Genomic DNA, 24,483 nt, shown 5'->3' with positions numbered 1-24,483 from the left:
TAAGTCCTGAAGTTTAGTTTTATCCACACCGGTTAATGCAGTTCACCACATCAACAAGGGCCTCATTCTTCAGGGAATAGTGGATTTTTTTTCCATCCCTTTTAGAAGCCAGCAATCCTTTGCTTTTTAAAATGTTTAGATGATGGGAAGCAGAGGCCTGTTCAATCTTCAGATGTTTATAGATCTCCGTCACACTCATTTTCTGATTCTCTTCCAGCAATTCAATGATGGCTATTCTCATGGGATGGGCCAGAGCCCTTAACTTAGCGGCAGCTGATTCCAATTTTGTTATATCCAATCCTGTCTTTTGCATGGCATTAAATTTTATACAAAGGTAACAAAAAACATAATAGAAAAATAAATATGTAATTTAATTACTTTATTTGACAAAGAGTTGTGTGAATTGGAAGCGGGATCCATCAAAAAGTCCCTGATCGCTTAATTTCAGCTGGGGTATCACCAGCAGGGCCATGAAGGAGAGGGTCATATAAGGTGCCTGCAGCCTGGAACCGAGATTTTTCGCCTGTTCATCCAGCAGGTCATAAACGGAGGCGGTCTCAAATCCGTCACGATTGGTCATGATCCCGGCTACCGGCAGGGGCAGAATGAATTTTTCAGCACCGGCCGACAGGGATACTCCTCCACGGTGCTCGATCAGCAGATTCATTGCATCCGTAAGATCCTTATCGTTGGATCCGACAGCAATCATGTTATGCGAATCGTGAGCCACGGTAGAAGCGATGGCACCTCTTTTGAGTCCGAAATTTCTGACAAAGCCAACCGACGGGCGTGCTGGCCGGTACCGGTTCATTACCACCAGCTTCAGAATATCTTTCTCCGGATCGGCAACAATTTTCCCGTCGATGATCCTTGCATCGGCAATGGAGGTCCGGGTGATCAGTTGTCCGTCCAATGCATCCAGCACCCTGATCTTTGTTCCGCCGGCAGGTACGGTAAGATCATCCGCTGTGATCGTGCGTGCATTAAAGTGATTCGGTGTCGTTTCTTCAACCGGTCCAATGCAGGTGCGGCCATTCTCTGCTACCTTTTTGCCGTTGACATAGGTTGCCGTCACTTCAAAATCCTCCAGGTTGCCGATGGTGATCATATCTGCCGGATCTCCTTTCTGAAGCAGGCCCACCGGCAGGTTATAGTGGCGTACAGGATTCAGCGTACAGCTCCTTAAAACGGCAAACAGGTCGTATCCTAAGGCAAGGGCACGTTTTACCAGCTCATTGATATGGCCCTTGACCAGGTCGTTGGGATGTTTATCATCGGAACAAAACATGACCTGCCCGGGATAATCGGTCAGCAGAGGGATCAGCTCATCGAAATTTTTGGCTGCACTTCCTTCCCTGATCAGGATATGCATACCGCTGCGCGCCTTATCAATTGCTTCGTCCAGGCTGAAACATTCGTGGTCCGTGGAGATTCCGGCCCCAATATAGGTCAGCGCATCGTGCCCCCGAAGGCCAGGAGCGTGGCCATCGACCGGTTTATGGTATCGTTTGGCCAGTTCAAGTTTTGCCATAACGACAGGATCGTTCTGCAAAACTCCCGGAAAGTTCATCATCTCCGACAGATAGTGGATATCGGGGAGCTTGAGAAGCTCCTCTGTTTCGATCAGTCCCAGCGAGGCACCGGCTGTTTCGAAAGGGGTTGCGGGAACGCAGGAAGGTGCTCCGAAGAAAAACTTAAAAGGGGCTTTTTTCCCATTCCGGATCATGAATTTCACACCCTCAACACCCAGGACATTAGCGATTTCGTGCGGATCAGAAACTGTCGCCACGGTTCCATGGGTAACAGCAAGGCGGGCAAACTCCGATGGGATCAGCATGGAGCTTTCGATATGGATATGGGCATCGATGAGGCCAGGAAGAACATACTGTGAAGATGAAACCGGAGTTTCCCGGATTGCTTCAATGAATCCATCCCTCACCACCACGTTCCCCTCAAAGATCCTCTTCCCGACAACATCAACGATCCTCCCCTCCAAATTAAACACTTCGCTCATCCAACTTTCTGCTTTACTGGTGTCTTTGTGCCTCTGTGCCTCTGTGCCTCTGTGCCTCTGTGCCTCTGTGCCTTTGTGCCTTTGTGCCTTTGTGCCTTTGTGCCTTTGTGCCTTTGTGCCTTATTAAAACCTATAGCTCAGGTTGATCGCAAATTGTCCGTCCGTGCGCACCACATCTTCCTCCCACGGTGCTTCGGGAAAGTAACGGATGCCGATGCTGCCAATCGCGGAAACGCTGAAGCTCTTCAGGGGCATGAACTGGATACCGTTATCGATAAAAAATTTTGAATAGATTCCTTCGCTGATGACTTCCGCCGAATACCAGTAATTTCCATCATCATCCCAATAGTCAACCCAGTCGGTGGCCTTGCTATAGCCGATACGGAGCTGGGGACCCATGAAATACTTCCATTTTCCCTGTCCGGTCGGATAAAAATTTACCCCAACCCCGGAGTAAAAGATGTTATTGAAATTCCAGTCATCATATTCATCAAAGCCAAACGCCACAGGGATCTTGATCCCTAGGGTCCCTGAAGGCAACAGCCGCTCGTAGGACAGGGCAAAATCACCGAAAATGAGGTCGAACAGGTGGTAAGCAAAGACATTGAGCGCAAAATCCGTTGCAAGTTCCTGATTATCATAATTTTTTAAATTATCACTCCTGCTGAAAAGATCATAGTCACCATCCTCATAAGTGATCATCACGGTATTTTCCTTATTGATGACATAGACCGGTCCGTCAGGGTTATCAAACTTTTTGTACTGGATTTCGCGGTTACCTACCTGCAGGATCTTTACTTCCTCTTTTGAACCATCGGTCTTATAGAGGATATCCTGGGCGGAAGCGGCCGTAGCGATTGCGATGAATCCCATTAAAAACAATGAAAGGCGTGCATTCATGGTGTATTGGTTTTAACAAAAAATCTGTCAGGATAACGCTTGCCGGTAATCCTTATTGCAGTGGTTCATTACCATTCCACTTCCTGCCTGACAGATTTCGGTTTCAGGGATGCTTTCAGGGAGCTGATCAGGCTCTGCATGTATTCATCCACCCGTTGAAGTTTCAGGTCACAGTCAGGTGAATAATCCGGTCGCGATTTATCCAGCCAGCGTTCAACCGGGTACCTGGATTCTGTCTTGAGCAGCAGGTCATAGAAGGTATACCGGTACCGGCCATCTTTGAATTCCAGCCGGAAGGAGTACAGGATGGTAGCCCATTCCATACTGACCTGTTCCTCGGTCGTCTGATAGATCTTGAAGCGGTAGTTACCCTCAATTTTGCCTGTCTGGGGATCCCTGACCGTCGTAACAGATGTAGGATTCTTATAGGTTTCATTTACCCAGGCCACAGAACGGTTAAAGAAGTCATTTTTCGTCCCTTCTTCGTTCACCACCTCCTGATAGGTAATCAGGCCGGTGGTCGGGTCAACCGGTACAACGGACACTGAATCAGGGATTGGCTGGCTGGTCACCTTCATTCCTGCCAGCAGAGCTGCAAGAATAAGAACAAGCACGGTCGTTTTAGGGTTCAGCATTTTGTTTATGGATTTAAAGATCTGTATCACAAAAGTAAACAAAAAAGCCGCACTCACGGCGGCTTCTTTGCTTGAAAAAGGTCATTCTCTTACATCATTCCAGGCATTCCGCCTCCCATACCCGGGTGGGGTACATTTTCTTTTTCTTCCTTGATCTCGGCAAGGACACATTCGGTTGTCAGGAGCATCCCTGCTATTGAGGAAGCATGTTCCAGTGCAACGCGTGTTACCTTGGTCGGATCAATCACACCTGTATCGAAGAGGTTCTCATAGCGATCGGTACGGGCATTGTAACCAAAGTCGCCTTTTCCTTCCTTCACCTTCTGGGCAACCACCGAGCCCTCCAGACCTGCATTTTCTATGATCTGGCGTAACGGTTCCTCGAGTGCTCTTTTCACGATTTCAATGCCGGTGGCTTCATCATCGTTTTCACCTTTTAAACTGCTCAGTGCATTGATTGTCCGGATATAGGCCACACCTCCTCCCGGTACGATCCCTTCTTCAATGGCAGCACGGGTGGCATGAAGCGCGTCGTCGAACAGATCTTTTTTGGCTTTCATCTCCACTTCACTGGCAGCACCCACGTAAATAACGGCAACACCTCCCGATAACTTGGCCAGGCGTTCCTGAAGCTTCTCACGGTCATAGTCAGAAGTCGTTGATTCAATTTGCTTTTTGATCTGGGCAATACGTCCGTCAATTTGCTTGCGTTCACCCTTCCCTCCGACAATGGTGGTGTTTTCCTTGTCAACGGAGATCTTTTCAGCATTGCCAAGATACGACAGGCTGGCATCTTCCAGTTTATATCCTTTTTCTTCTGAAATAACCGTTCCACCGGTCAGGACGGCGATATCCTCCAGCATTTCCTTCCTCCTGTCGCCAAATCCCGGGGCCTTGACGGCGACAATCTTCAGCGAACCTCTGAGCTTATTGACCACCATGGTAGCCAGTGCTTCTCCATCCACATCTTCTGCAATGACCAGCAAAGGACGACCCGACTGGGCAACTTTTTCCAGGACTGGGAGCATGTCTTTCATGATTGAGATCTTTTTATCGTGGATCAGAATGTAAGGATGCTCGAAAACAGCCTCCATTTTTTCCGGATCCGTGATAAAATAGGGTGAGATGTACCCCCTGTCGAATTGCATGCCCTCCACCACTTTCACGGTGGTTTCAATCCCTTTGGCCTCTTCGATGGTGATGACACCCTCTTTTTTCACCTTACTCATTGCTTCCGCAATCAACTTGCCCGTATCCGGGTCATTATTGGCTGAAATGGCAGCTACCTGTTCAATTTTTTCCGTGCTGTCCCCAATCTGCCTTGTTTGCTTTTTAAGATCGGCGATGACAGCCACGACAGCTTTATCGATGCCTCTTTTTAAATCCATTGGATTGGCTCCTGCCGTCACGTTTTTAAGACCGGCAGTGATAATGGCCTGTGCCAGAACGGTAGCCGTTGTCGTACCATCCCCAGCCACATCGCTGGTTTTGGAAGCAACTTCCTTGACCATCTGAGCACCCATGTTTTCGACCGGGTCTTTCAGTTCGATCTCCTTTGCAACCGAAACCCCATCCTTGGTGATAGCTGGAGATCCATAGGATTTGTCAATGATCACATTTCTGCCTTTGGGTCCAAGGGTCACCTTGACGGCATCTGACAGGATGTCGACTCCTTTCTTCAAGGATTTTCTAGCTTCAAAATCAAATATTACTTGTTTAGCCATTGTTCTGAATTTTAAAATATTATAAATATGAAATTGTTAAATGATAGCCACAATATCGGATTCGCGCATAATCAGGTAATCCTTTCCGTCGAAGCTGATCTCTGTACCGGCATATTTGCCGTATAAGACGGTATCACCCACTTTTACCGTCATCGGTTCATCCTTTTTCCCGCTGCCGACAGCCATTACGGTTCCTTTCTGTGGTTTTTCCTTGGCAGTGTCAGGGATATAAAGACCGCCTGCCGTTTTTGCCTCAGCAGGTGCAGGTTCAATCAGAACGCGGTCTGCCAGTGGTTGAATAGCTAACTTTGCCATACGTTTAAATTTTTAAGTTATACATGAATTAAAAAATGGATTTTTCAGAAGTCTGCAATCACTTTGCATATTTTATGCCATTGCCATTTTATAAAAAAAGTGTCATAATGATCTGACATTATGACACTTTTTAATCGGGTTATCTGACCAGCTTACTCTTCAGGGGGAGCCTGATAGTCGACCGGAGCACCACCCGTTCCTTCCTGAGCCCGTTGCTGGATCTCACTCTGCGGTACTTCAGATGACCTGATGTTCCGGGGAATGACAAAAATGGAAATGAGACTGAATACCAGTAATGCGAGCGCAAGCGTCCAGGAAGCCTTTTCAAGAAAATCTGCTGTCTTTCTAACCCCCATGAACTGGTTGGAGGATGAAAAATTGGAAACCAATCCTCCCCCTTTGGGATTCTGGACAAGGACAATCAGTCCCAACAGGACGCAAACAACGAGGATCAGTACCATTACCAGGATATATGCAGCCATAATGCTTAATGTTTAAATTCCGGGTTACTTTCCAGCTTTTTAATTTGGGCTGCAAAGTAACGACTTTTTTCCGGGAATTTCAACATCAAATGCTGATATATTTTTATGGCCCTTTGAAAATACCCCTGATCGGCATAGATCCTGGCCAGGGTTTCAGATGCAACATCGTCGTGTTCAATCACGCTTTTACGCGCAATGTCAACCGGATCAAAAAAAGAAGGTCTTGAGGGCTGAATGCCTGCCTCTTCCAGGCTCTGTCCGTCAGGTGATCCCTCCCTGTCATGGTCTTGCTCCGAAAGAGGAAGGGTGACAGGGTACCGTCCGGCGCCTTCAAATTCCTTTTCTATATCATATGCCCGATGCTTATCCCGCTGCATCTGTAGTTCAGTGAATGCCTGTTCCAGTTGAGTGATCAGCTTACGGAAGTGCTGGAAATCCATCGGTTCGTGATCAGGCAGCAAGGCATCAGGTTCGGTGGCATCTTCTGAAATTTCGTGAGATGAAGCAAGCGTGCCAGGCTCCACCAGGATAAGCTGTCTGAGTCGTTTCCGGTCGACAGCGCGTGCAGCGGCCAGGTGGAGATAACGCTGGAAATAAACACTGTCGGCGCTGGAATGAGCCTTGGCAAGCATTAAATAAAGTGTCGGGCAATAAGGAAACGAGCTTACCAGCTCACCGAGATCTTCCAGATGGGCAGAGGAAAGCTCACCGGGAAAATGCAGAAAATGTTCAAACTGCTGACGGTTCATTCAACAGGTATTTTGGAATGATTCATCCAGCCTACCAGTTCACGACGGCCTTGTCAAAAATATCCTGCACAAGCTGCTGGTTGATCTGGTCAATGAGTTCATCTTCCACATCTGCCAGGCTGCTTGAGCTATCATAATCCTGGTATCGGGTAAAGCTCGTTTCATAATTCATTTTTTCATCCAGCTGACTGACAAACCTAACCTTCACTGTTATGGTCAACCGGTTAAGAGCAGCGGTCTCATTTCCCTGGATAGCAATTGGGTTCGCCATGTACCCTGTGATCTCTCCCTCAATGGACATATCCCCGTTTTCCGTGACCAGGTGGAGGCTGGTCTCTCCTGTGAACTTATCGCGTAACGCGTCTGTCAATCGCTGGCTTAATGTAGGCTGAACAAGAAGGGCGTTGTTCTGAAAATAATTGATGGATATGGTTTTTGCACCGGGCGGGATGGATGCACCGGTAAAGGAATACACGCCACATCCTGAAACGATAAGCATGCAGATCAGGATCACAAATGTGAGCGGTATAAAAAACAAGCCGGTTTGCTGGTTACGTATTTTCTTCATAAAACACAGACCCTATCTGTCACTGAATATTGTATTCCTTGATTTTCCGATAAAGTGTACGTTCGGAGATCCCCAGTTCGCGAGCCGCATTTTTTCGTTTACCGGCGTGTTTATCGAGGGCCTTCCTGATCATATCCATCTCCTTCTTTGCCAGGGAAAGGGATTCCTCCAGAACTTCAGAAGGCTGGATCGGTTCCTCCATGGGAACGGAGCTTTTGGGATGGATCTTCATCTCCTGTATCCCGGCTCCGTAGGATTCTGTTTCAGGATAAAGTTGATTCAGGATATGGGAACTGTTATCCCGGATCCCCTGATCCACCCCTTCTGATTGCATGATTTCGGCAATCAGCTGTTTCATGTCATTGATGTCTCTCCGCATATCAAACAGTACCTTGTACAGCAGGTCCCTTTCGGAGATGCCAGTGCCAGGACGTTCGCCACTATAAAGTACGGGCAGCTCCGTATAATGCGTATCAGGCAGATACTTCTTCAGGGTATCCAGGGTGATGAACCTGTTCTCTTCAATGATACTGATCTGCTCCGTAACGTTTTTCAGTTGCCTTACATTTCCCTGCCACCGGTAATTGATCAGGTATTCCTGGGCTTCTTCGCTTACCTGGATGGATGGCATCCGGTAGCGTTCGGCAAAATCAGATGCAAATTTCCTGAACAGAAGAATGATATCCTCCTTTCGCTGGTTCAGCGTGGGAATATGGATTGGCACCGTATTCAGCCTGTAATAAAGATCCTGACGGAATTTTCCGCTCTGTATCGCGTCTGGTATGTTGACATTGGAGGCAGCCACCACGCGAACATCTGTTTTTATGACCCTGGAAGAGCCAACGCGCATGAATTCTCCGGATTCCAGCACTCTCAGCAGACGCACCTGGGTGGAAAGCGGTAGCTCGGCCACTTCATCCAGGAAGATCGTTCCGCCGTTCACCACTTCAAAATACCCTTTTCGTGACTCACTGGCACCTGTAAAGGAGCCTTTCTCGTGTCCGAAAAGTTCTGAATCGATCGTCCCTTCGGGTATCGCACCGCAGTTGACCGCTATGTAAGGCCCGTGTTTTCGTGCACTCAGCTGGTGAATGATCTTCGGGAAAACTTCCTTCCCCGTTCCGCTTTCCCCGTTGATCAGTACGGTGATATCTGTCGGCGCTACCTGCCGGGCGATATCAATTGCCCGGTCAAGCAAAGGGGAGTTACCAATGATTCCGAACCGTTGTTTGATCGTCTGTATGTCCATGCTGATTCTTAGGTCTCTGTCAGGCTAAAGATACAAAATTATTTAAACAGTGCAACTTATTTCAGCCCTTAAGTTATCTTCCCGTCCCCGTGATCATCCTGGTTATTACCGGATGACTGCCCCAAACCTGTGTTCAAAAGCTGTCATCAACCGCTTCATTACCTGATCGATCTCCGGATCCGTCAGGGTCTTTTCTTCATCCAGCAAAAAGAAGGATACCGCGTATGATTTCTTTCCTTCACCGATCTTTTCACCTTCAAAGACATCAAACAGCCTTACTTTTTTCAACAACCGCCGGTCTGTTTGAAAAGCCAGTTTTTCGATGTCGCTGTATTGAACCTCCTTCGGCAACAAAAGAGCCAGATCGCGCCGGACCTCAGGAAACCGTGGCAGGGGATTAAATTCGATACCCACGCTTCTTAACAGTCCTTTGATGACATCCAGGTTCAGGTCGGCAAACAGCACATCCTGCCTGATACTGAAATTCGTGATGATTTCCCCGCGCACACGGCCAATCTCAGCAACCGTACCCTCCTGGCAGGTACCTGTTAAGGAATAGGCAAACAGGGAAGGCCCCCCCGTGCGGAAGTTGAGCTTACCCGGTTCGACCCCCAGTCGGTGAAGGATGTTCATGACAACTGCCTTCAAATAATAAACATCCATCCTTTCATCGCCCGCATGCCAGTGTTCAGGCACTTGCCTGCCGGTGAGAAAGAGCGCAAGATGTTCGGTTTCTGTATAGCGTTGGATGACATCCGTTGAAGAAAGCTGGTCAGGGTGCTGATGGTACGTTCTGCCAAATTCAAACAATTTCAGATCCAATGCTTTCCGGTTCAGATTGAAACTGATCGTTTCCAGGCCTCCGAAAAGCATGGTTTGGCGCAGGATCTTCAATTCCCTGCTCAGAGGGTTGATCACCTCAACAAAAGATTCAGGAACAAATTCCCCGGTTTGTTTATAATAATCGGGATTGGAAAGCGAATTATTCATGATCTCAAAGAATCCCACACCGGTCAGCAAGGAGGAGATGACCTCCCGGATCCTGCCTCTGTCGGGTTTTTCCCAGTGGACAACAGATGCATTGACTTCTGACGGTATTTCAATATTATTATAACCATAGATCCGAAGGATCTCTTCAATCACATCCGCTTCCCGGGTGACATCACGTTTATGGGTTGGGACAGAGAGCAACAGGGAATCGTGATGATCTGCCAGGATGCTCATTCCGGTGTCCTGCAAAATCCTGCGAATCTGGTCGTGCGGGAGTTGCTTTCCAATGAGCCGGTCAAGGAAGGCGTACCTGACTGTAACCTCTTTTTCCCGAATGGGATCCGGATAGACATCCACGATTTCCGAGGCGATCCGTCCACCGGCCAATTCCTGAAGCAACAGAGCGGCTCTTTTCAGTGCATAGAGGGTTCCATTGGGGTCAACCCCTCTTTCAAACCGGAAAGAAGAGTCAGTCTGTAATCCGTGATATTTTGATGTTTTTCGGACTGTACGCGGGTCGAAGTGAGCGCTTTCGATAAAAATCCGGGTTGTCTGGTCGCTTACGCCTGATTTCATTCCGCCGAACACCCCGGCAATACACATACCTTCCTTGCTGCTGCAGATCATCAGGTCATTTTCCGAAAGTTCACGTTCGACTTCATCCAGTGTAACGAAAGGGGTTTTATCAGGCAATTTTTTCACAATGATCTGATGGCCCGTGATTTGGTCCGCATCAAAAAAATGAAGCGGCTGACCTGTTTCCAGCATGACATAATTACTGACATCCACCACGTTGTTGATGGGCCGGATGCCGGCTTCCATCAGCAACGACTTCATCCATTCAGGGGATTCCCCCACCAGCACACCCGTCACGCTTACTCCCGAATACCGGGGGCAGGCTTTCGGGTCTTCCACAACGACTTCAATCGCAAGGGTGTGGTTATCGGGTTTGAAGGCTTCCACCGAGGGAATTTGGAGCTGGAGATCTTTGAACGCCGGGTTCTGGCTTTTCAGTACAGCCAGCAGATCCCTCGACACTCCAATGTGCGACATTGCATCGGTCCGGTTCGGTGTCAATCCGATTTCAAAGACCGCTTTCTCCTTCAGGTTTAAATATTCTTTCAGGGGAAGCCCTACAGGTGCATCCGGATGAAGTTCCATGATTCCGGCGTGCGAGGTTCCCAGACCAAGCTCATCCTCGGCGCAGATCATGCCCTGGCTGAGCTCTCCCCTGATCCTGGTCTGCTTTATCTCAAAAGATTGATCTCCCTGGTACAAAACGGTCCCGATCGTGGCTACCGGTACTTTCTGACCGGCTTTCACGTTGGGAGCGCCGCAAATGATGGACAGTATCTCCGGAGTGCCAACATCAACGGTAGTGATGCTCAGATGATCGGAGTTGGGATGCCTGACGCAGGTTTTCACCTCCCCGATGACAACACCTTTCAAGCCTCCCTTCACTGTTTCCGTCATTTCCAGGTTTTCAACCTCCAATCCGCAACCTGTCAGCATCCGGGCAACCTCTTCTGCAGGGAGATCAATGTCCAGGTATTGTTTCAACCAGCGGTACGAAATTTTCATACGGCACTATTTTTAGGCAAATTTAGCAAAATTATCTATGTTCTCCCGGGAACTACAGGATAAGGCAGGCATAATAAACCGTCTAGCTGATCATTCCCCAGCTGGTTCTCATCTTTTTCATCCTTTGTAGTTGTCGTAGCACAGGTTGGTTTTCCCTTCTCTTAAGTGCCGGATCTTTGTCGAGGAGGGAAATGGCCTCATTACGTGCCAGGGTCAGCAGTTTTTCATCTCTGACCAGATCGGCAATCCGCAGGAGGATCATGCCGCTTTGCTGGGTTCCTTCCAGGTCTCCCGGTCCCCTGATCTTCAGGTCAGCTTCAGCAATTTCAAATCCGTCGGTTGTCCTGACCATGGTCTCGATCCTTTTGCGGCCCTCCGCAGTAAGCTTGTTGCCTGTCATCAGGATGCAATAGGATTGGTCGGCTCCCCGGCCCACTCTTCCGCGAAGCTGGTGCAGCTGGGATAAGCCGAACCGTTCAGCATTTTCAATCACCATGACCGATGCATTCGGAATGTCAACGCCCACTTCAATGACGGTTGTGGCGACCATGATCTGGGTTTCTTTTTTTATGAACCGTTGCATCTCATAATCCTTGTCAGCAGCCTTGAGCCTGCCGTGAACGATACTCACCGCATACTCCGGTAGCGGGAATTCACGGACAATGCTTTCATAGCCATCCATCAGGTCTTTCAGGTCGAGTGCTTCTGATTCCTGGATCAACGGATAGACCATATAGACCTGCCTGCCTTTCCGGATTTCCTCTTTCATGAATCCAAAGACCCTGAGCCGGGCAGCATCATTGAAATGAAACGTCTTGACCGGCTTCCTCCCCGGCGGAAGTTCATCGATCACCGAAATGTCAAGATCTCCGTACAGGGTCATGGCCAGTGTGCGGGGGATAGGTGTGGCGGTCATGACCAGAACATGGGGAGGTACATCGCCTTTCTCCCATAACCGTGCCCGCTGGGCAACGCCAAAACGGTGCTGCTCATCGATCACGACAATTCCCAGGTTCCGGAACCGGACATCCTCTTCGATCAGGGCATGGGTTCCCACCAGGATCTGCAATTCCCCGTTCCGGAGCCGCTCGTGTATGGACTTTCTTTTGGATGCAGGAACGGAACCGGTCAGCAGTTCGCATTGCACATTCATTCCCTGCAGGAAACGGGAAATGGATTCGAAATGCTGACCGGCAAGGATCTCGGTTGGTGCCATCATGCAAGCCTGATAACCATTATCGAGTGCCATCAGCATCGACATGATCGCCACCAGTGTCTTACCGCTTCCTACATCACCCTGCAACAGCCGGTTCATCTGTTTGCCGGATCCCACATCCGCCCTGATTTCCTTCAGGACTTTCTTTTGTGCAGACGTGAGTGGAAATGGAAGAAGGTGATGATAAAAATCATTGAAATAAGCACCGATTTTGGAGAAGGTCAGCCCTGTGATTTTCTGGTTTCGTACCAGTTTCAGCTGGAGCAGGTTAAGCTGGATGAAAAACAATTCCTCGAAACGGAGCCGGAATTGTGCTTTTTGCAGCATGCCTGCATCGGCCGGAAAATGGATATGGGTAAGTGCCTCCTCTCTGGAAATCAACCGGAACCGGATGATGATGTCAGCCGGGAGTGTTTCCGGCAGATTACCTTTTGCCTGGTCAATCAGTGCACGCATGATCCTGCTGAATCCCTTAGAGTTGAATCCTTTGGATTTCAGCTTTTCAGAGGAATTGTAGAACGGCTGCAAAGCTCCGGTTACGGATAATGTCTGTTCACTTGCCGGTTCAATTTCCGGATGGGGAATGTTGAATTTCCCGCTGAACAAAGCTGGTTTCCCAAAAACCAGAAACTCCACATCCGGCAGGAGTTTATCTCTGATCCATTTGATGCCGTTGAACCAGATAAGTTCTATTTCGCCGGTCTGATCTTTCAGGACGGCGACAAGCCGGGTGGCAGGTCCTTTACCGATCAGTTGCACGCGAACGATCCGGCCTATGATCTGCACATAGGCAAGGTCAGTGTTTATGTCACGGATGAATTGAATGCGGCTTCGGTCAACGTACCGGAAGGGGTAATATTCAAGCAGGTTTCCGAAAGTGGAGATCTCCAGTTCCTTCCGGAGGAGTTCGGCGCGTTTTGGGCCTACCCCTTTCAGATATTCAACAGGAGTTTCAGTAAACCGGTCATTCATTGCACCCGCACTAAGGTCATTCTGGCAGCATTCAAACAAAAGTAATCAATTCCGGAAAATTAAAGGGATTCACCTCAGGGCAAGCCCTGGACCTTAATTCCGGGGCAAGCACGGGAGGGGTACATTAAAAAAGGGGTGGACGCTTGAAGTCGCCCAACCCCTCTATTTTACTTCAAACTTCCTTTCAACGATCTCCTTCTCTCTCCAACTCTTCTTCTACCACTTCAATCGTTCATGGCTATTGTTTAATACTCCCACAGGTTCTGTTCAAACTCAAAGAGTTCATACTTGATGCGTTCAGCCTCCAGCAGGGCATCAAGGCCTGTTGAATACTCAGAAATTTTCCGGTCGAATACGTTGTCTTCCTTGTAGATATAACTGTTGAAGATTCGTTTGTGGAAAACGTCATCATACGTCAGCCGGTTAGCGCTGTTAAAACGGTTAAACACTTCCGATTTGGCGAAAATGTTGCGGGCTTCGGGGAAATAGATCCAGAACAGGGGCTTGAAAGCCCTGAACTCCCCTTTCTCGTCGTAATCCTCCACCACGGGGCAGATCCCCAGGATGCGTACATCCAGCATGGAACGGTGCTTGTCGAAGAACCAGTCTTCCTTGATACGGATATTTTTCACGGTGGAGGGATTGAAAGTCACCGAGATCACCGTGTCATACCAGTCATACGGTGGGTAAGGCCGTTGCAACGACATGGTGTCGGCTCGTTCCAGCGTATTCATCAGTTCCTGAAAGGTCAGCGGAGCGGTGAATTCGTCGGTAGGAAGGCTGGCATCGTAAGCCGTGATGGATCCTTCCTTCAGGGCATCGATGATGACCTGCATGAGGCTTCTCCACTGGTTATGGGGTATTTCAGGGTAATAAAATACCTGGTTCATCTTTTCCTCCATGTCGATCACTCTCCAGAGACGTTTTTCCCAAAGGACATCGGCTTCCCTGACGTAGGCATAGGGCAGCGGAGTATTTTCATTGACCAGGGTTTTATCGTAGGCCGCATCGCGTGGCGGACTGTCAAGGATCTGAGCAGTAGCTGTCAGACCCAGGAAAGCCAGTCCGATGAATAAACCCAAATAAATTAATTTTTTCATTTCTCCTCCTGATACTGTTTTATCACGTTAAATTATTCAATGACTAGGGTGATGGTACCTAAACGACGGTTACCATCCGGTCCTTCGGCTATGATATTTTCAAGCCATACTTTGGTGCCTCGTTTGGCATTGGTGATGAAGGTCTTCATGTCCTGTGTCAGCTGGTTGCCTCTTGCTGCGCTGCTAAAAATATCCCCGCTGCGGACCGACACAAAGGTGAAGGAAGTGATCACAAAGTTCAGGTCGAATTCAAAATCCTCCGGTGGGCGGGGGATGATGGCCCCGGCGGCAATCAAGGCATTCCTGGCCACAGGCCCGTCATTGACATTGGCAATAAACGCTTTGGGATCCGGTACACGTTTGATGCGGAATTCTGACGTCCCCATGTTGATGTGCTGTCCTCCGTATTCGGCATCGACGTTGATCAGGGCCTTGCCGGTTGAGCCCTTGGGAATCCTGACAATGAAGTTGTAATTGTTTCCTGCAGGGGCGGGTGTCAGTGATCCGACATTGATGCGGGGGTTGATCAAATCGTTGCTGATACCTGGAACAGAAATGGAAACCGGATTATCCACTCCGATGTAAAAAACATTCATTTTGGTGGCAGAGACTGTCAAAGAAGGTTTTGCGACGATGTATTCATCCTTGAAGGCATAGTTCTGCGGCATGCCGGAGGGGTCCATCACCTGAACGATACCGGCATATTTCTTCAGTCCGGCCGATCCGGCTGGAAGCGTAAGTTTGACAACACCATCTTTCCCGTCGACCAGCCTCGCATTGCTGATATTGCGTAAGGTATCCACTCCCTCGGCGTAGTACACGGCCGGATTCTGTTTGGTATCATAGGCAGCTACGATGACCTCTGCCTCGTATTTGTCACCTTCAAAAATGTACCGGCTGTTGGCGATGACCTTGGCGCTGATCTGGTCGAATTTAAAGTCTTCAGCGGTCACCTCATTGTAAATATGAGAAACCACATCGAACTCGGCATTTTTCACTTCTGCGATAAGGCGGTTCAGGATGGCCACATCGGCAGCCAGTACCGTATAGTAAAAATAATGTTGTTCCCAGGTCTGTTTTTTATTGTCCGCATCCCGGAAATCACCCTCGGTGATCAGTCCCAGGCGGTCGCTGTCATTTGGCAGACCCATATACTCCAGCATTGTCGTTCTGTACTCATTGAGTTTCTTTTTCAGATCCCCGGCCACGCCCTCTTCACCTGTCCGTGATCTGCCAAAGAAGTACCGGGTGGGTTCCGTGAACCGGTCCTTGGAGGATATTTCATCCAGGGGCGTATTCTTAGCCTCTTCCACCGTATTGATGTCCGCGTCAGTCGTAATGATAACTTCATATTTCACCCCATTGATATAATCAATAAGATCCTGGGAAATCTTCTGTACTTCCTGGGCCTTCGACCAGTAAGGGCCGACCTTGTTGGGATTCAATGAGTGCTGCTGACTGAATTTCGAATACGTGTTATCCATTTTACTGGTAAATGTCCTGGCAGTGGTTTCCATGCTCTCATTCATGATAATGAATGTGTCGATGATCTCCTTGGATACATTGAGTGCGAGCAGGGAGGTCAACACCAGATACATCATGGCTATCATCTTTTGTCGTGGGGTTTCCTTATATCCAGCCATCTGATATTGATATTGGTTCTGTCAACTATGTTATGTTCAAGTATCGGCTTCAGGAGCCCATTCTGACGTTCATTGCCGAGAGCATATTGCCATACACCTTGTTCAGGGCAGCCAGGTTCTGGGTCAGTGAATCCACTTCCTGTTTGTATTTTGAGGTCAGGTTTGCCGAAGCATTCAGGTTCTCCAGGAACCTGTCGAGTGCTTTTTGCATCTGATCGGTCACCTCCGCCTGTTTGTTTGTACCCTGAAGCTGTTTTTCATAGAGGGCATTCACGGCAGCCATGTTCTGTTGATACTTCGTGGTCTTATCCACGGATTCATTCAGGCTGTTCAGGAAATGGCCGAGGGTGACCTGCAGTTTGCTGTTCGACTCCACATTTTCGTTAGAACCCTGTAGCTGAAGCTCATACATTGCATTCAGGGCAGCCAGGTTATCCGACACTTTCTTCATCTGGGTATTGAAATCCTTGGATTCCATTCCAATGGATTCGAGTTTGGAGGCCGATTCAGAGATTCTCTCGGCTGAGCTTATGTATTTCTGCGACAAGGTGGAAGCAGATTGAGCAGCCTGTTTGATGCTTTCAGAGAACTGATCCGTAGCCGACAGATTTCCTTTAATCGAGAGAGAGGCATCGTTATAGACCTTTGAAAGGGAAGCAGCTGACTGGGACGCATTTTTCAGGTTGCTGATATGCTCCTGCGATCCTTCCAGATCCTTGTTCAGAGTCTGTGAGGTCTTGGCATAGGTGGATGACAGTTCAGAGACCGATTTGGATGCGCCCTTAACATTTTCAACATACTCATTTGTAGCCAGAGCTGCATTTGAAACATCCGACAGTACGGCAGTGCTTTCACTCATTTTCTTCAGGCCCTTGCCCAGACTCTCGATCAGCCCCTGATCAATTTTAGCTTCTGCCAGCATGGAATCCAGCTCACCCGCAAGACTGCCCTGCTTTCCTTTTTTCAGGGTTTTGACATCGACCTCAGAGCCATGATACAAACCGGCCAGCTCAGGATAAACCAGGCTCCAGTCGGGCTCCACAAATGGAGGCTCGAACGCCGAGAAAAAGAAGATGATTGCTTCGGTACCCAGGCCGGCTACCAGCATGTAGTCAGCTCCCGGGTAGTGGTTGATTTTGAAAAGAGCTCCCAGAATGACAACGGATGCTCCCCATCCATAGAGTTTGGACATAAAATTCTTAAATCCTCGACTCCTAACTACATTGTTAAGTCCCATAATATTTATGAAATAGGTTAGGTTATTAAATAAATTTCAGGTCAAAAACGTATTTTTCTTATCGGTAGATATAGGATGCTTTGGAAGGATTATCCCCTTTTTGTCTCCCAAGGTAGTTTTGCACGCAACGGAATCCGATATAGCATTTGGCGGTATCCTGATATTCATAATTACGTGCATAGACCTGAAGATAGTAGGCAACATCCTTCCAGGAGCCTCCTCTGACCACTTTACGTTTCAGGGAAGGCGAGTCTGTTTCCTTAGCACTGTAAGTATAGGTGGGATTCATATCCCAGGCAAAATTGTAAGTGGATTCGTCGTAGGCATCGTTGGTCCATTCAGCGACATTTCCCGACATATCATACAAGCCAAAGTCATTTGGCGGATAGTGGGCAACCACCACGGTTGTTTGGCCGCCATCACCCACATAGTTCCCCCTCATAGGCTTAAAGTTTGCCAGAAAACATCCTTTACCGTTCCTGGTATAGGGTCCGCCCCAGGGATAGGGGTTGAGTTCGTATCCCCCTCTGGCTGCCCATTCCCATTCAGCTTCCGTGGGCAATCTGAACTCATTCAGAACAGCTTCCTCTTTTGAGGAAAGATAGCTGTTTAAAAGTTCGGTTCTCCAGATGCAGAATGCTTTCGCCTGAGCCCAGTTCACACCAACCACCGGATAGTTATCATATGCCGGATGCGCGAAATAGCGCTGGGTAGCCGGCTCATTGTATGAATAAACATAATCCTTGATCCAGGCCAGCGTATCAGGATAAACATTGATCACTTCCTTGCGCACATAGACGGACCGGTCGGTCATCCCCTGGGGACGATTGGCAAACATACCGTTGGTAGGATCACCCAGGGTGTTGTGATCTTTCTGGGCAGCTGCCTGCCAGTCAACCCAGTAATACTCATAGAACAATTTACGGGTATCGATTTCCTTTTTCCGGAAATACCGTTCATGTTCCGGAAGGAACATCTCTTCCAGGACTTCGCGCTCTTCTTCCCCGTACCAGTCGATCTCTTCCTCCCAGTTCAGGATGGGAGGATCATACACTTCTCCGGTCTTTTTATTTTCCTCAATGAGGTATACCTCCGGCTTCACATCGCCCAGCAAGCGTCTGGCAATGGAATCCCTTACATAATGAACAAATTGGCGGTATTCATTATTTGTGATCTCCGTCTCATCCATATAAAATGCCGAGATAGAGATGGTCCTGGGTTGGTGTATCTGTGAGGCGGGTACGTCCTGGTCACCGATCCCCATGGTAAAGCTTCCCATCGGGATATAAGCCATGCCATACGGATCGGGCTGATAAAAACGCGGACGTTTTTCCACGCCGATCAATTCCCCGTTGCCGGTATTCTTGCAACTCCCCAGAACAATCATCACCAGCAGAAAGATGAAGAACCTTTTCATTGGATTTCCTGATTTTGCGTTCATTATTAACGATGTTTATATACTATTATTATTTTAGATCAAGGTTCGGCTGCCTATAAAAACCTCGTATTCTTATAACTTTGCCTCAGCTTTTCAACTTCCAGCTTGAAACAATACCCGGCCATGACTTCGTGACTCCCACTGCTGTAGGATCCACCGAGGGAGGAAGTGGTAATATCATAGGAGTATCCGATCCGGATGTTCTTATAACTCACTCCCAACATGACAACGATGGCATCCTGCAAACGATAGCTGGCACCTCCCCAGAAACGGTCTTTATAATTCAGCAAGGCGGTTGCATCCACCTGGAACGAAGCTCCATCTGTTTTGAAAAGCATGGAGGGCGTAACCGTAAAGGCCGGATTGCCCGGAAACGTAAATTCATAACCCCCGGTGAGATAATAATGCCGTCTCAGCTGCATCTTGAATTCCGCTCCTTCAACCTTTCCCAGCGCTTTTCCCCTGGATTGAAGCACCTGTGTGGATGATATGCCGACGTAGAACAGTTCAGGAACACGATAAAACACACCTACGGACGCATCTACCAGCATATCGCTTTCTTTCCCGAGCTGTGTCAGAATCGGATCATCATCCACCGGTTTTAATTTCGAAAAATCCACTGACTTATCATTAAAACTGACCATCGCTCCCAGACCCATGATTCCATTTCCAACCTTGAGATGGTAGGCATACCCAAACTTCACGATCGTATTTCCTTCAAAGCCAAGCTTGTCAGAAGTTATGGAAAGACCCAAACCCCCTCTGAGAAAGCGTATTGGAGCGTCAAGATTAATCGTATACGTTTCAGGTGCCACATCGTTGCCTTCCGTATCCTCAAAACCCAGCCACTGTTGCCGGTAAAGCCCGAAGGCACAGATCGCCTCATTGGTACCGATGACACCGGGATTAATCCCAAGGTGATTGAACATATACTGACTAAACTGAGGTTCCTGCTGGCCAAAAATGACAAACGGGATAATCGAAAAAAATACACTTACAGCATTTGCAATATACCGTTTTCTTAATTGCATCGAATAGCCTGAGCCTAAAAGGCTGCTAAATTAATGATTTTTCTTTAAACCAAATCTTTCCGGGCAATATTAACAAATGGATGGCCGGTTTTTTTAAGCTATCCCTATTAATAACTGATTATTTCATTTTATAGTACTTCGTTCAGAAAAAAGATTAAAATCTTCATTTATGGGCATTTAAGAAAATAGCTACATTTGCGCCGATTTTAAAATCCGTTCCCATGGCCTTTCTTCAGCACGAAAAATTATTTTCACGAAAATGGTTTGCCACCTACAGCCTGATCACGCTGGGTGCCTTTATCCTGGCAGCCGGTTTCGTTTTTTTCATTACCCCCTATAAAATCGTTCCGGGAGGCGTCTATGGTATTGCCATTGTTGTCCACCATCTCACCAAGGGTATATTTTCATTCTTCCCTAACGGACTGCCGGTCGGTGCAGTTGGCCTTGTCCTGAACATTCCCCTCACAATCATCGGCATTCGTATTCTGGGACCCCGTTTTGGAGTGAAGACCGTGGTTGGTTTTGTTCTGACATCTGCTTTCATTGATTTGATCACCTGGTACTGGGGCGATGCACCACTGGTGACGGACGATGCACTGCTTTCTTCCATTTTCGGAGGTGTACTCATCGGGCTGGGGCTGGGATTGGTCTTTAAATCAAAAGCCACTTCCGGAGGATCGGACATCATTGCCATGATTCTGGCAAAGCATACACGCCTTCCCCTCGGGCAACTGATGATCTATGTAGACTCCGTCATTGTCCTGGTGGGCCTGATTGCATTCGGTGACTGGCGCATCCCTCTGTATTCCTGGATTGTGATCTTTATCACCGGCAAAGTGATCGATGTGGTCATCGAAGGGATCAGCTATGACAAAACCCTTTTCATTATCTCCGAGAAACATCAGGAGATTCGCACCAAGATCCTCGCTGATCTGAACAGGGGTGGAACCCTCATCGAAGGAAAAGGTATGTACAATTATGACGACAGAAAGATCATTTTCACCGTTGTCAACCGCCGGGAGCTGGCAATCCTGGAGGATTACATCCATACGGTCGATCCCAATGCCTTCCTTGCGGTAATCAATGCCAACGAGATCCTTGGCCAGGGATTCAAATCCCTGGAGGAAAAAGTCAGCGAATAAGGTCATTTCCTGATCAGCTTGAGGATGTCATTCCCATTGGCAAAGATCAGAAGGGCAAACAGCAGGATCATTCCGGCGATCTGCGCATATTCAAGGAACTTATCGCTGGGTTTGCGGCCGGTGACGATCTCAAACATCAAAAACAGCACATGACCGCCATCCAGGCCCGGAATCGGAAGTACATTCAAGATGGCCAGCATGATCGACAAAAAGGCGGTCAATCCCCAGAAGGACTGCCAGTCCCAGGTAGAAGGAAAGATTTTTCCCATGGTGATGAATCCGCCAACCGATTCGTATGCTTTTTCTGTTGAGAACAGCAGTTTGAGCGACTTCAGGTAATTCCCGATCCCAGTGAATGCTTTGGTGATGCCTGCCGGGATAGCTGACAGAAACGAGTATTCCTTTTCCTGAAACTTAAAAAAAGCGTCCAGGCTTTTATTTTGCACTCCGATCAGTCCGCTTTCAGGAACCGTAACAGGAATGTGCAGGGTATCTCCGGAGCGGACCAGGTCCACGATCACCTCCTGGTTTTTAAAGCGCTGCAGGGCATTCCTGAACTCCGTGAAAAACGGCAGGCTGGCCTGGTTTAGCCCAATGATCCGGTCCTCCAGTTTCAGGCCGGCCTTTTCCGCGGGGGAATCTTTGCCGAAACCGGCTACCTCGAACGGAATCCTTGGCCAGATGACAGGATTCTCTTGCTTGAGCAATTTACTGACTGCCGACTCCCGGATGATGACCTCGACGGGTTCACCGTCACGGATGACCTGGATGGTTTTCGCCTCCTCCAGAATGATGTGGGGAATGATTTTCTGGAAATCCACCACGGGCTCCTGATCGACTGAGAGGATCCGGTCACCGTTTTGCAGTCCCAGCTCCAGGGCCAATGTGTCGCAGGAAATTCCGTACTTGTTGACTTCAGAGGTCGGAAGGTACTGTTCCCCCCAGGCGAACAAGATGCCGACATAGATGAGCATCGCCAGCAAGACATTGACGATCACTCCGCCCAGCATGATGATCAGGCGCTGCCAGGCAGGTTTTGATCTGAATTCCCACGGCTGGGGAGGTTGTTTCATCTGCTCTCTGTCCATAGATTCATCAATCATCCCGGAAATTTTGACGTATCCCCCAAGGGGTAACCAGCCTATTCCGTATTCAGTTTCCTTATGGCGAAAGCGAAATAAATGGAACCAGGGGTCAAAAAACAGATAAAACTTCTCCACTCTTGTCTTAAAGACCCTGGCTGCAATATAATGGCCCATTTCGTGGAAAATGACCAGAATTGACAGGCTTAGCAGCAGTTGAATGATCTTGATCAGCACCTCCATCTTCGTTGGTTTAGCTTTAATAAAATGTTCAGTGTCGTTTTTGGTTTACAATGGCCTCCGCCAATTTCCTTGCCACCCGGTCTGTTTCCGTATATTCGGATAATTCCGGATGCCTGACGAATGGAACCTCCTCCATACATTGTTCAATGATGACCGGGATATCCGTAAACAGTACCCGCTCCTGTAAAAAAGCTCCCACAGCCACCTCGTTGCCTGCATTCAGTATACAGGGCATGTTCCCACCCAGGTCAAGCGCTTCATAAGCCAGGGCAAGATTACGAAATTTTACGAAATCGGGCTGGCTGAACGTGAGTGCAGGAAAGTCCGAAAAATCGAACCGCGGAAGGTCAGAAGGGACCCGTTCGGGGTATCCGAGTGCGTACAGGATTGGCAGCCGCATATCGGGCAGTCCCATCTGGGCTTTAATGCTGCCATCATGAAATTGCACCAGGGAGTGGACGACCGACTGGGGATGGATCACCACCTTTATTTGCTCCGGTTGTAAATTGAACAGCCACCGGGCTTCGATCACTTCCAGACCTTTGTTCATGAGTGTGGCCGAATCAATGGTGATTTTATCCCCCATGCTCCAGTTAGGATGCTGAAGCGCCTGCTGCCGGGTGATCGAAGGAAATTCGGACCTGTCTTTCTCCCGGAAGGGCCCGCCGGATGCAGTAAGATAGATCCGCTCAACAGAAGACAGGCGCTCACCGGCCAGGCACTGGAAGATGGCCGAGTGCTCCGAGTCGACAGGGATCACGGGGGCATGGTGCTTTTCCGACAAAGCGGTGATGATTTCCCCTGCGACCACCAGTGATTCCTTATTGGCCAGTGCCAGCTGGTGTCCAAGTTCCAGTGACCGGATCGCCGGATACAATCCCGCGAAACCAACAATGGACAGCAGCACTTCATCAATGTTTTCCATCTCAAGAGCCTCGAGGGCTGCTTCCTCCCCTGCATAAACCTTCACCGGGTATGACGCCAGCGCCTCCCTCACCTGACCGTAAAGGGCATGGTCGGAGATGACCACGGCATTGGGCCCGTAAGTGATCGCCTGCTCAATCAGCAAACCGGCATTCTTACGGGCAGTGAGAAGCTCCAGTTCAAATAGGTCACCGTGCTGCCTGATCACCTCAAGTGCCTGCTTACCAATCGATCCGGTCGAACCCAGTATGGCAATCCCCTTCTTTTTCATCAAAACCTTATGTAATCAGTAGGATCTACCGGATTACCATTGAACCATAATTCAAAATGCAGGTGTGGACCGGTGGAAAGCTCACCCGATTCACCGATGATGGCAATGACATCCCCTGCTTTGACAAAATTCCCCTCCTTTTTCAGTATAACAGCGTTATGCTTGTATACCGACAAGATATTTTGCTGGTGCTGCAGGGCGATCACATGACCAGTTTCCAGGGTCCAGCCTGCAAAGACAACCATTCCGTCAAGAATGGCCTTGATGGGCTCATTCTTATTGGCAACCAGGTCAACGCCAAAGTGGCCGATATCAGCATTGAAGCGGTTGGTCACGATTCCTTCCAGCGGAGAAAAGAATAAAAAATCAGGAACCAGTTCACCCTCATCCGGAGAGACGATGCCTGAGGAAAGATCCTGAATGTATCTTCCCTGCCGCTGGAATTCCAGCCGCAGCAGGGAGTCTTCAGGAGAATGGGAAAGGGTAATGTTCTGATAATCGGCCGAGGAATCCAGCTGGCCTTCGCTGCCAATGCCCACCTGGTAATAGGTGGCTGTTGTATCACTGCCTTCAATGATGTTTTTAAGATTCTCAAAATAGATGCTCTGCTGCATGAACGCCCTTTCAATGGAATCGGCTTTGAGCTGAAGTGCATACATTTGTCTTGGCAGGTCCACATTCATGTACCCTGGTATGTACTCCCTCAAGGGAGTGAAAGCGATCAGAAAAATGGTCAGTACCACGAGAATGATCGTCATAAGCCCCAGGACGATGAAAACATTCAGGCGTGAAAGGCGAAAAGAAAGCTTGACTTCATAAGTGTCCTCATTGCGGATCACCAAAAGATACTTGTCACGGAGCTTCTGAATCCACTTTTTTCTTTTCAGGGACTTCTTTTCTGCCATGTATCCGAATTTTCCGCGGCAAAGATAGTGCAATCCTCTTCATATCTGACAGAGAAAATATTTCCTGTCCCG

At 48.5% G+C, this 24,483-nt stretch carries 21 protein-coding genes; 1 reads left to right on the top strand and 20 read right to left on the bottom strand.

From position 1 onward, the window contains the following. Positions 1–19: 19 nt before the first annotated feature. From PKI34_08045 to PKI34_07965, 17 genes are all read right to left on the bottom strand, one after another. A complete protein-coding gene (locus tag PKI34_08045; protein HNS17755.1) occupies positions 20–313 on the bottom strand; it encodes a metalloregulator ArsR/SmtB family transcription factor in 294 nt (97 codons plus the stop codon). Positions 314–379: 66 nt separating this feature from the next. Beyond that, on the bottom strand, positions 380–2,014 hold the full coding sequence (ade, locus tag PKI34_08040) for an adenine deaminase (GenBank protein HNS17754.1): 1,635 nt from the start codon (positions 2,012–2,014) through the stop codon (positions 380–382). A gap of 123 nt (positions 2,015–2,137) precedes the next feature. After that, a complete protein-coding gene (locus PKI34_08035; GenBank protein ID HNS17753.1) occupies positions 2,138–2,914 on the bottom strand; it encodes a hypothetical protein in 777 nt (258 codons plus the stop codon). Positions 2,915–2,982: 68 nt separating this feature from the next. Beyond that, on the bottom strand, positions 2,983–3,549 hold the full coding sequence (locus tag PKI34_08030; protein ID HNS17752.1) for a DUF4468 domain-containing protein: 567 nt from the start codon (positions 3,547–3,549) through the stop codon (positions 2,983–2,985). A gap of 89 nt (positions 3,550–3,638) precedes the next feature. Beyond that, entirely contained in the window at positions 3,639–5,273 is a 1,635-nt protein-coding gene (gene groL, locus PKI34_08025; GenBank protein HNS17751.1) for a chaperonin GroEL, read from the bottom strand. Positions 5,274–5,309: 36 nt separating this feature from the next. Beyond that, positions 5,310–5,588, bottom strand: coding sequence for a co-chaperone GroES (locus PKI34_08020; GenBank protein ID HNS17750.1), 279 nt, complete (start codon positions 5,586–5,588; stop codon positions 5,310–5,312). A gap of 152 nt (positions 5,589–5,740) precedes the next feature. Further along, complete coding sequence (gene secG, locus PKI34_08015; GenBank protein HNS17749.1) at positions 5,741–6,070, bottom strand: preprotein translocase subunit SecG; 330 nt, start codon at positions 6,068–6,070, stop codon at positions 5,741–5,743. A gap of 5 nt (positions 6,071–6,075) precedes the next feature. Further along, the gene (locus tag PKI34_08010; protein ID HNS17748.1) at positions 6,076–6,819 is read right to left on the bottom strand and encodes a hypothetical protein; all 744 of its coding nucleotides are present in this window, start codon (positions 6,817–6,819) and stop codon (positions 6,076–6,078) included. 31 nt (positions 6,820–6,850) lie between these two features. Then, on the bottom strand, positions 6,851–7,387 hold the full coding sequence (locus PKI34_08005; protein HNS17747.1) for an LptE family protein: 537 nt from the start codon (positions 7,385–7,387) through the stop codon (positions 6,851–6,853). A 19-nt stretch (positions 7,388–7,406) separates the two neighbouring features. Beyond that, entirely contained in the window at positions 7,407–8,636 is a 1,230-nt protein-coding gene (locus PKI34_08000) for a sigma-54 dependent transcriptional regulator (protein ID HNS17746.1), read from the bottom strand. Between the two features lie 105 nt (positions 8,637–8,741). Then, a complete protein-coding gene (pheT, locus tag PKI34_07995; GenBank protein HNS17745.1) occupies positions 8,742–11,207 on the bottom strand; it encodes a phenylalanine--tRNA ligase subunit beta in 2,466 nt (821 codons plus the stop codon). Between the two features lie 82 nt (positions 11,208–11,289). After that, a complete protein-coding gene (gene recG / locus PKI34_07990; protein ID HNS17744.1) occupies positions 11,290–13,395 on the bottom strand; it encodes an ATP-dependent DNA helicase RecG in 2,106 nt (701 codons plus the stop codon). Between the two features lie 245 nt (positions 13,396–13,640). Beyond that, positions 13,641–14,495: a gliding motility protein GldN gene (gene gldN, locus PKI34_07985; GenBank protein ID HNS17743.1), complete on the bottom strand. Its 855-nt coding sequence runs from the start codon at positions 14,493–14,495 to the stop codon at positions 13,641–13,643. A 32-nt stretch (positions 14,496–14,527) separates the two neighbouring features. Next, complete coding sequence (gene gldM / locus PKI34_07980; GenBank protein ID HNS17742.1) at positions 14,528–16,138, bottom strand: gliding motility protein GldM; 1,611 nt, start codon at positions 16,136–16,138, stop codon at positions 14,528–14,530. A gap of 49 nt (positions 16,139–16,187) precedes the next feature. Then, positions 16,188–17,330 carry a gliding motility protein GldL gene (gldL, locus tag PKI34_07975; GenBank protein HNS17741.1) on the bottom strand — a complete coding sequence of 381 codons (1,143 nt, stop codon included), beginning with the start codon at positions 17,328–17,330 and terminating at the stop codon, positions 16,188–16,190. 103 nt (positions 17,331–17,433) lie between these two features. Then, positions 17,434–18,792 carry an SUMF1/EgtB/PvdO family nonheme iron enzyme gene (locus PKI34_07970; protein ID HNS17740.1) on the bottom strand — a complete coding sequence of 453 codons (1,359 nt, stop codon included), beginning with the start codon at positions 18,790–18,792 and terminating at the stop codon, positions 17,434–17,436. A gap of 74 nt (positions 18,793–18,866) precedes the next feature. Continuing rightward, entirely contained in the window at positions 18,867–19,844 is a 978-nt protein-coding gene (locus PKI34_07965) for a type IX secretion system membrane protein PorP/SprF (protein ID HNS17739.1), read from the bottom strand. A gap of 221 nt (positions 19,845–20,065) precedes the next feature. Here PKI34_07965 and PKI34_07960 point away from each other — a divergent pair, with 221 nt between their 5' ends. Next, positions 20,066–20,986, top strand: a complete 921-nt coding sequence (locus tag PKI34_07960) for a YitT family protein (GenBank protein HNS17738.1) — start codon at positions 20,066–20,068, stop codon at positions 20,984–20,986. Between the two features lie 2 nt (positions 20,987–20,988). On the opposite strand, the gene rseP is transcribed toward PKI34_07960, so the two are convergent. The 3 genes from rseP to PKI34_07945 are packed head-to-tail and all read right to left on the bottom strand — an operon-like array spanning position 20,989 to position 24,411. Next, complete coding sequence (gene rseP / locus PKI34_07955) at positions 20,989–22,311, bottom strand: RIP metalloprotease RseP (GenBank protein ID HNS17737.1); 1,323 nt, start codon at positions 22,309–22,311, stop codon at positions 20,989–20,991. A 28-nt stretch (positions 22,312–22,339) separates the two neighbouring features. After that, entirely contained in the window at positions 22,340–23,506 is a 1,167-nt protein-coding gene (locus PKI34_07950) for a 1-deoxy-D-xylulose-5-phosphate reductoisomerase (GenBank protein HNS17736.1), read from the bottom strand. Beyond that, a complete protein-coding gene (locus PKI34_07945; protein ID HNS17735.1) occupies positions 23,506–24,411 on the bottom strand; it encodes a M23 family metallopeptidase in 906 nt (301 codons plus the stop codon). The genes PKI34_07950 and PKI34_07945 overlap by 1 nt, the downstream gene beginning before the upstream one ends. Between the last annotated feature and the right edge of the window lie 72 nt (positions 24,412–24,483).

Source organism: Bacteroidales bacterium, assembly GCA_035342335.1.
Lineage (GTDB): Bacteria > Bacteroidota > Bacteroidia > Bacteroidales > JAGONC01 > JAGONC01.
The sequence above is the reverse complement of the archived record's forward strand: the minus strand, read 5'-3'. Positions and strand labels throughout refer to the sequence as shown.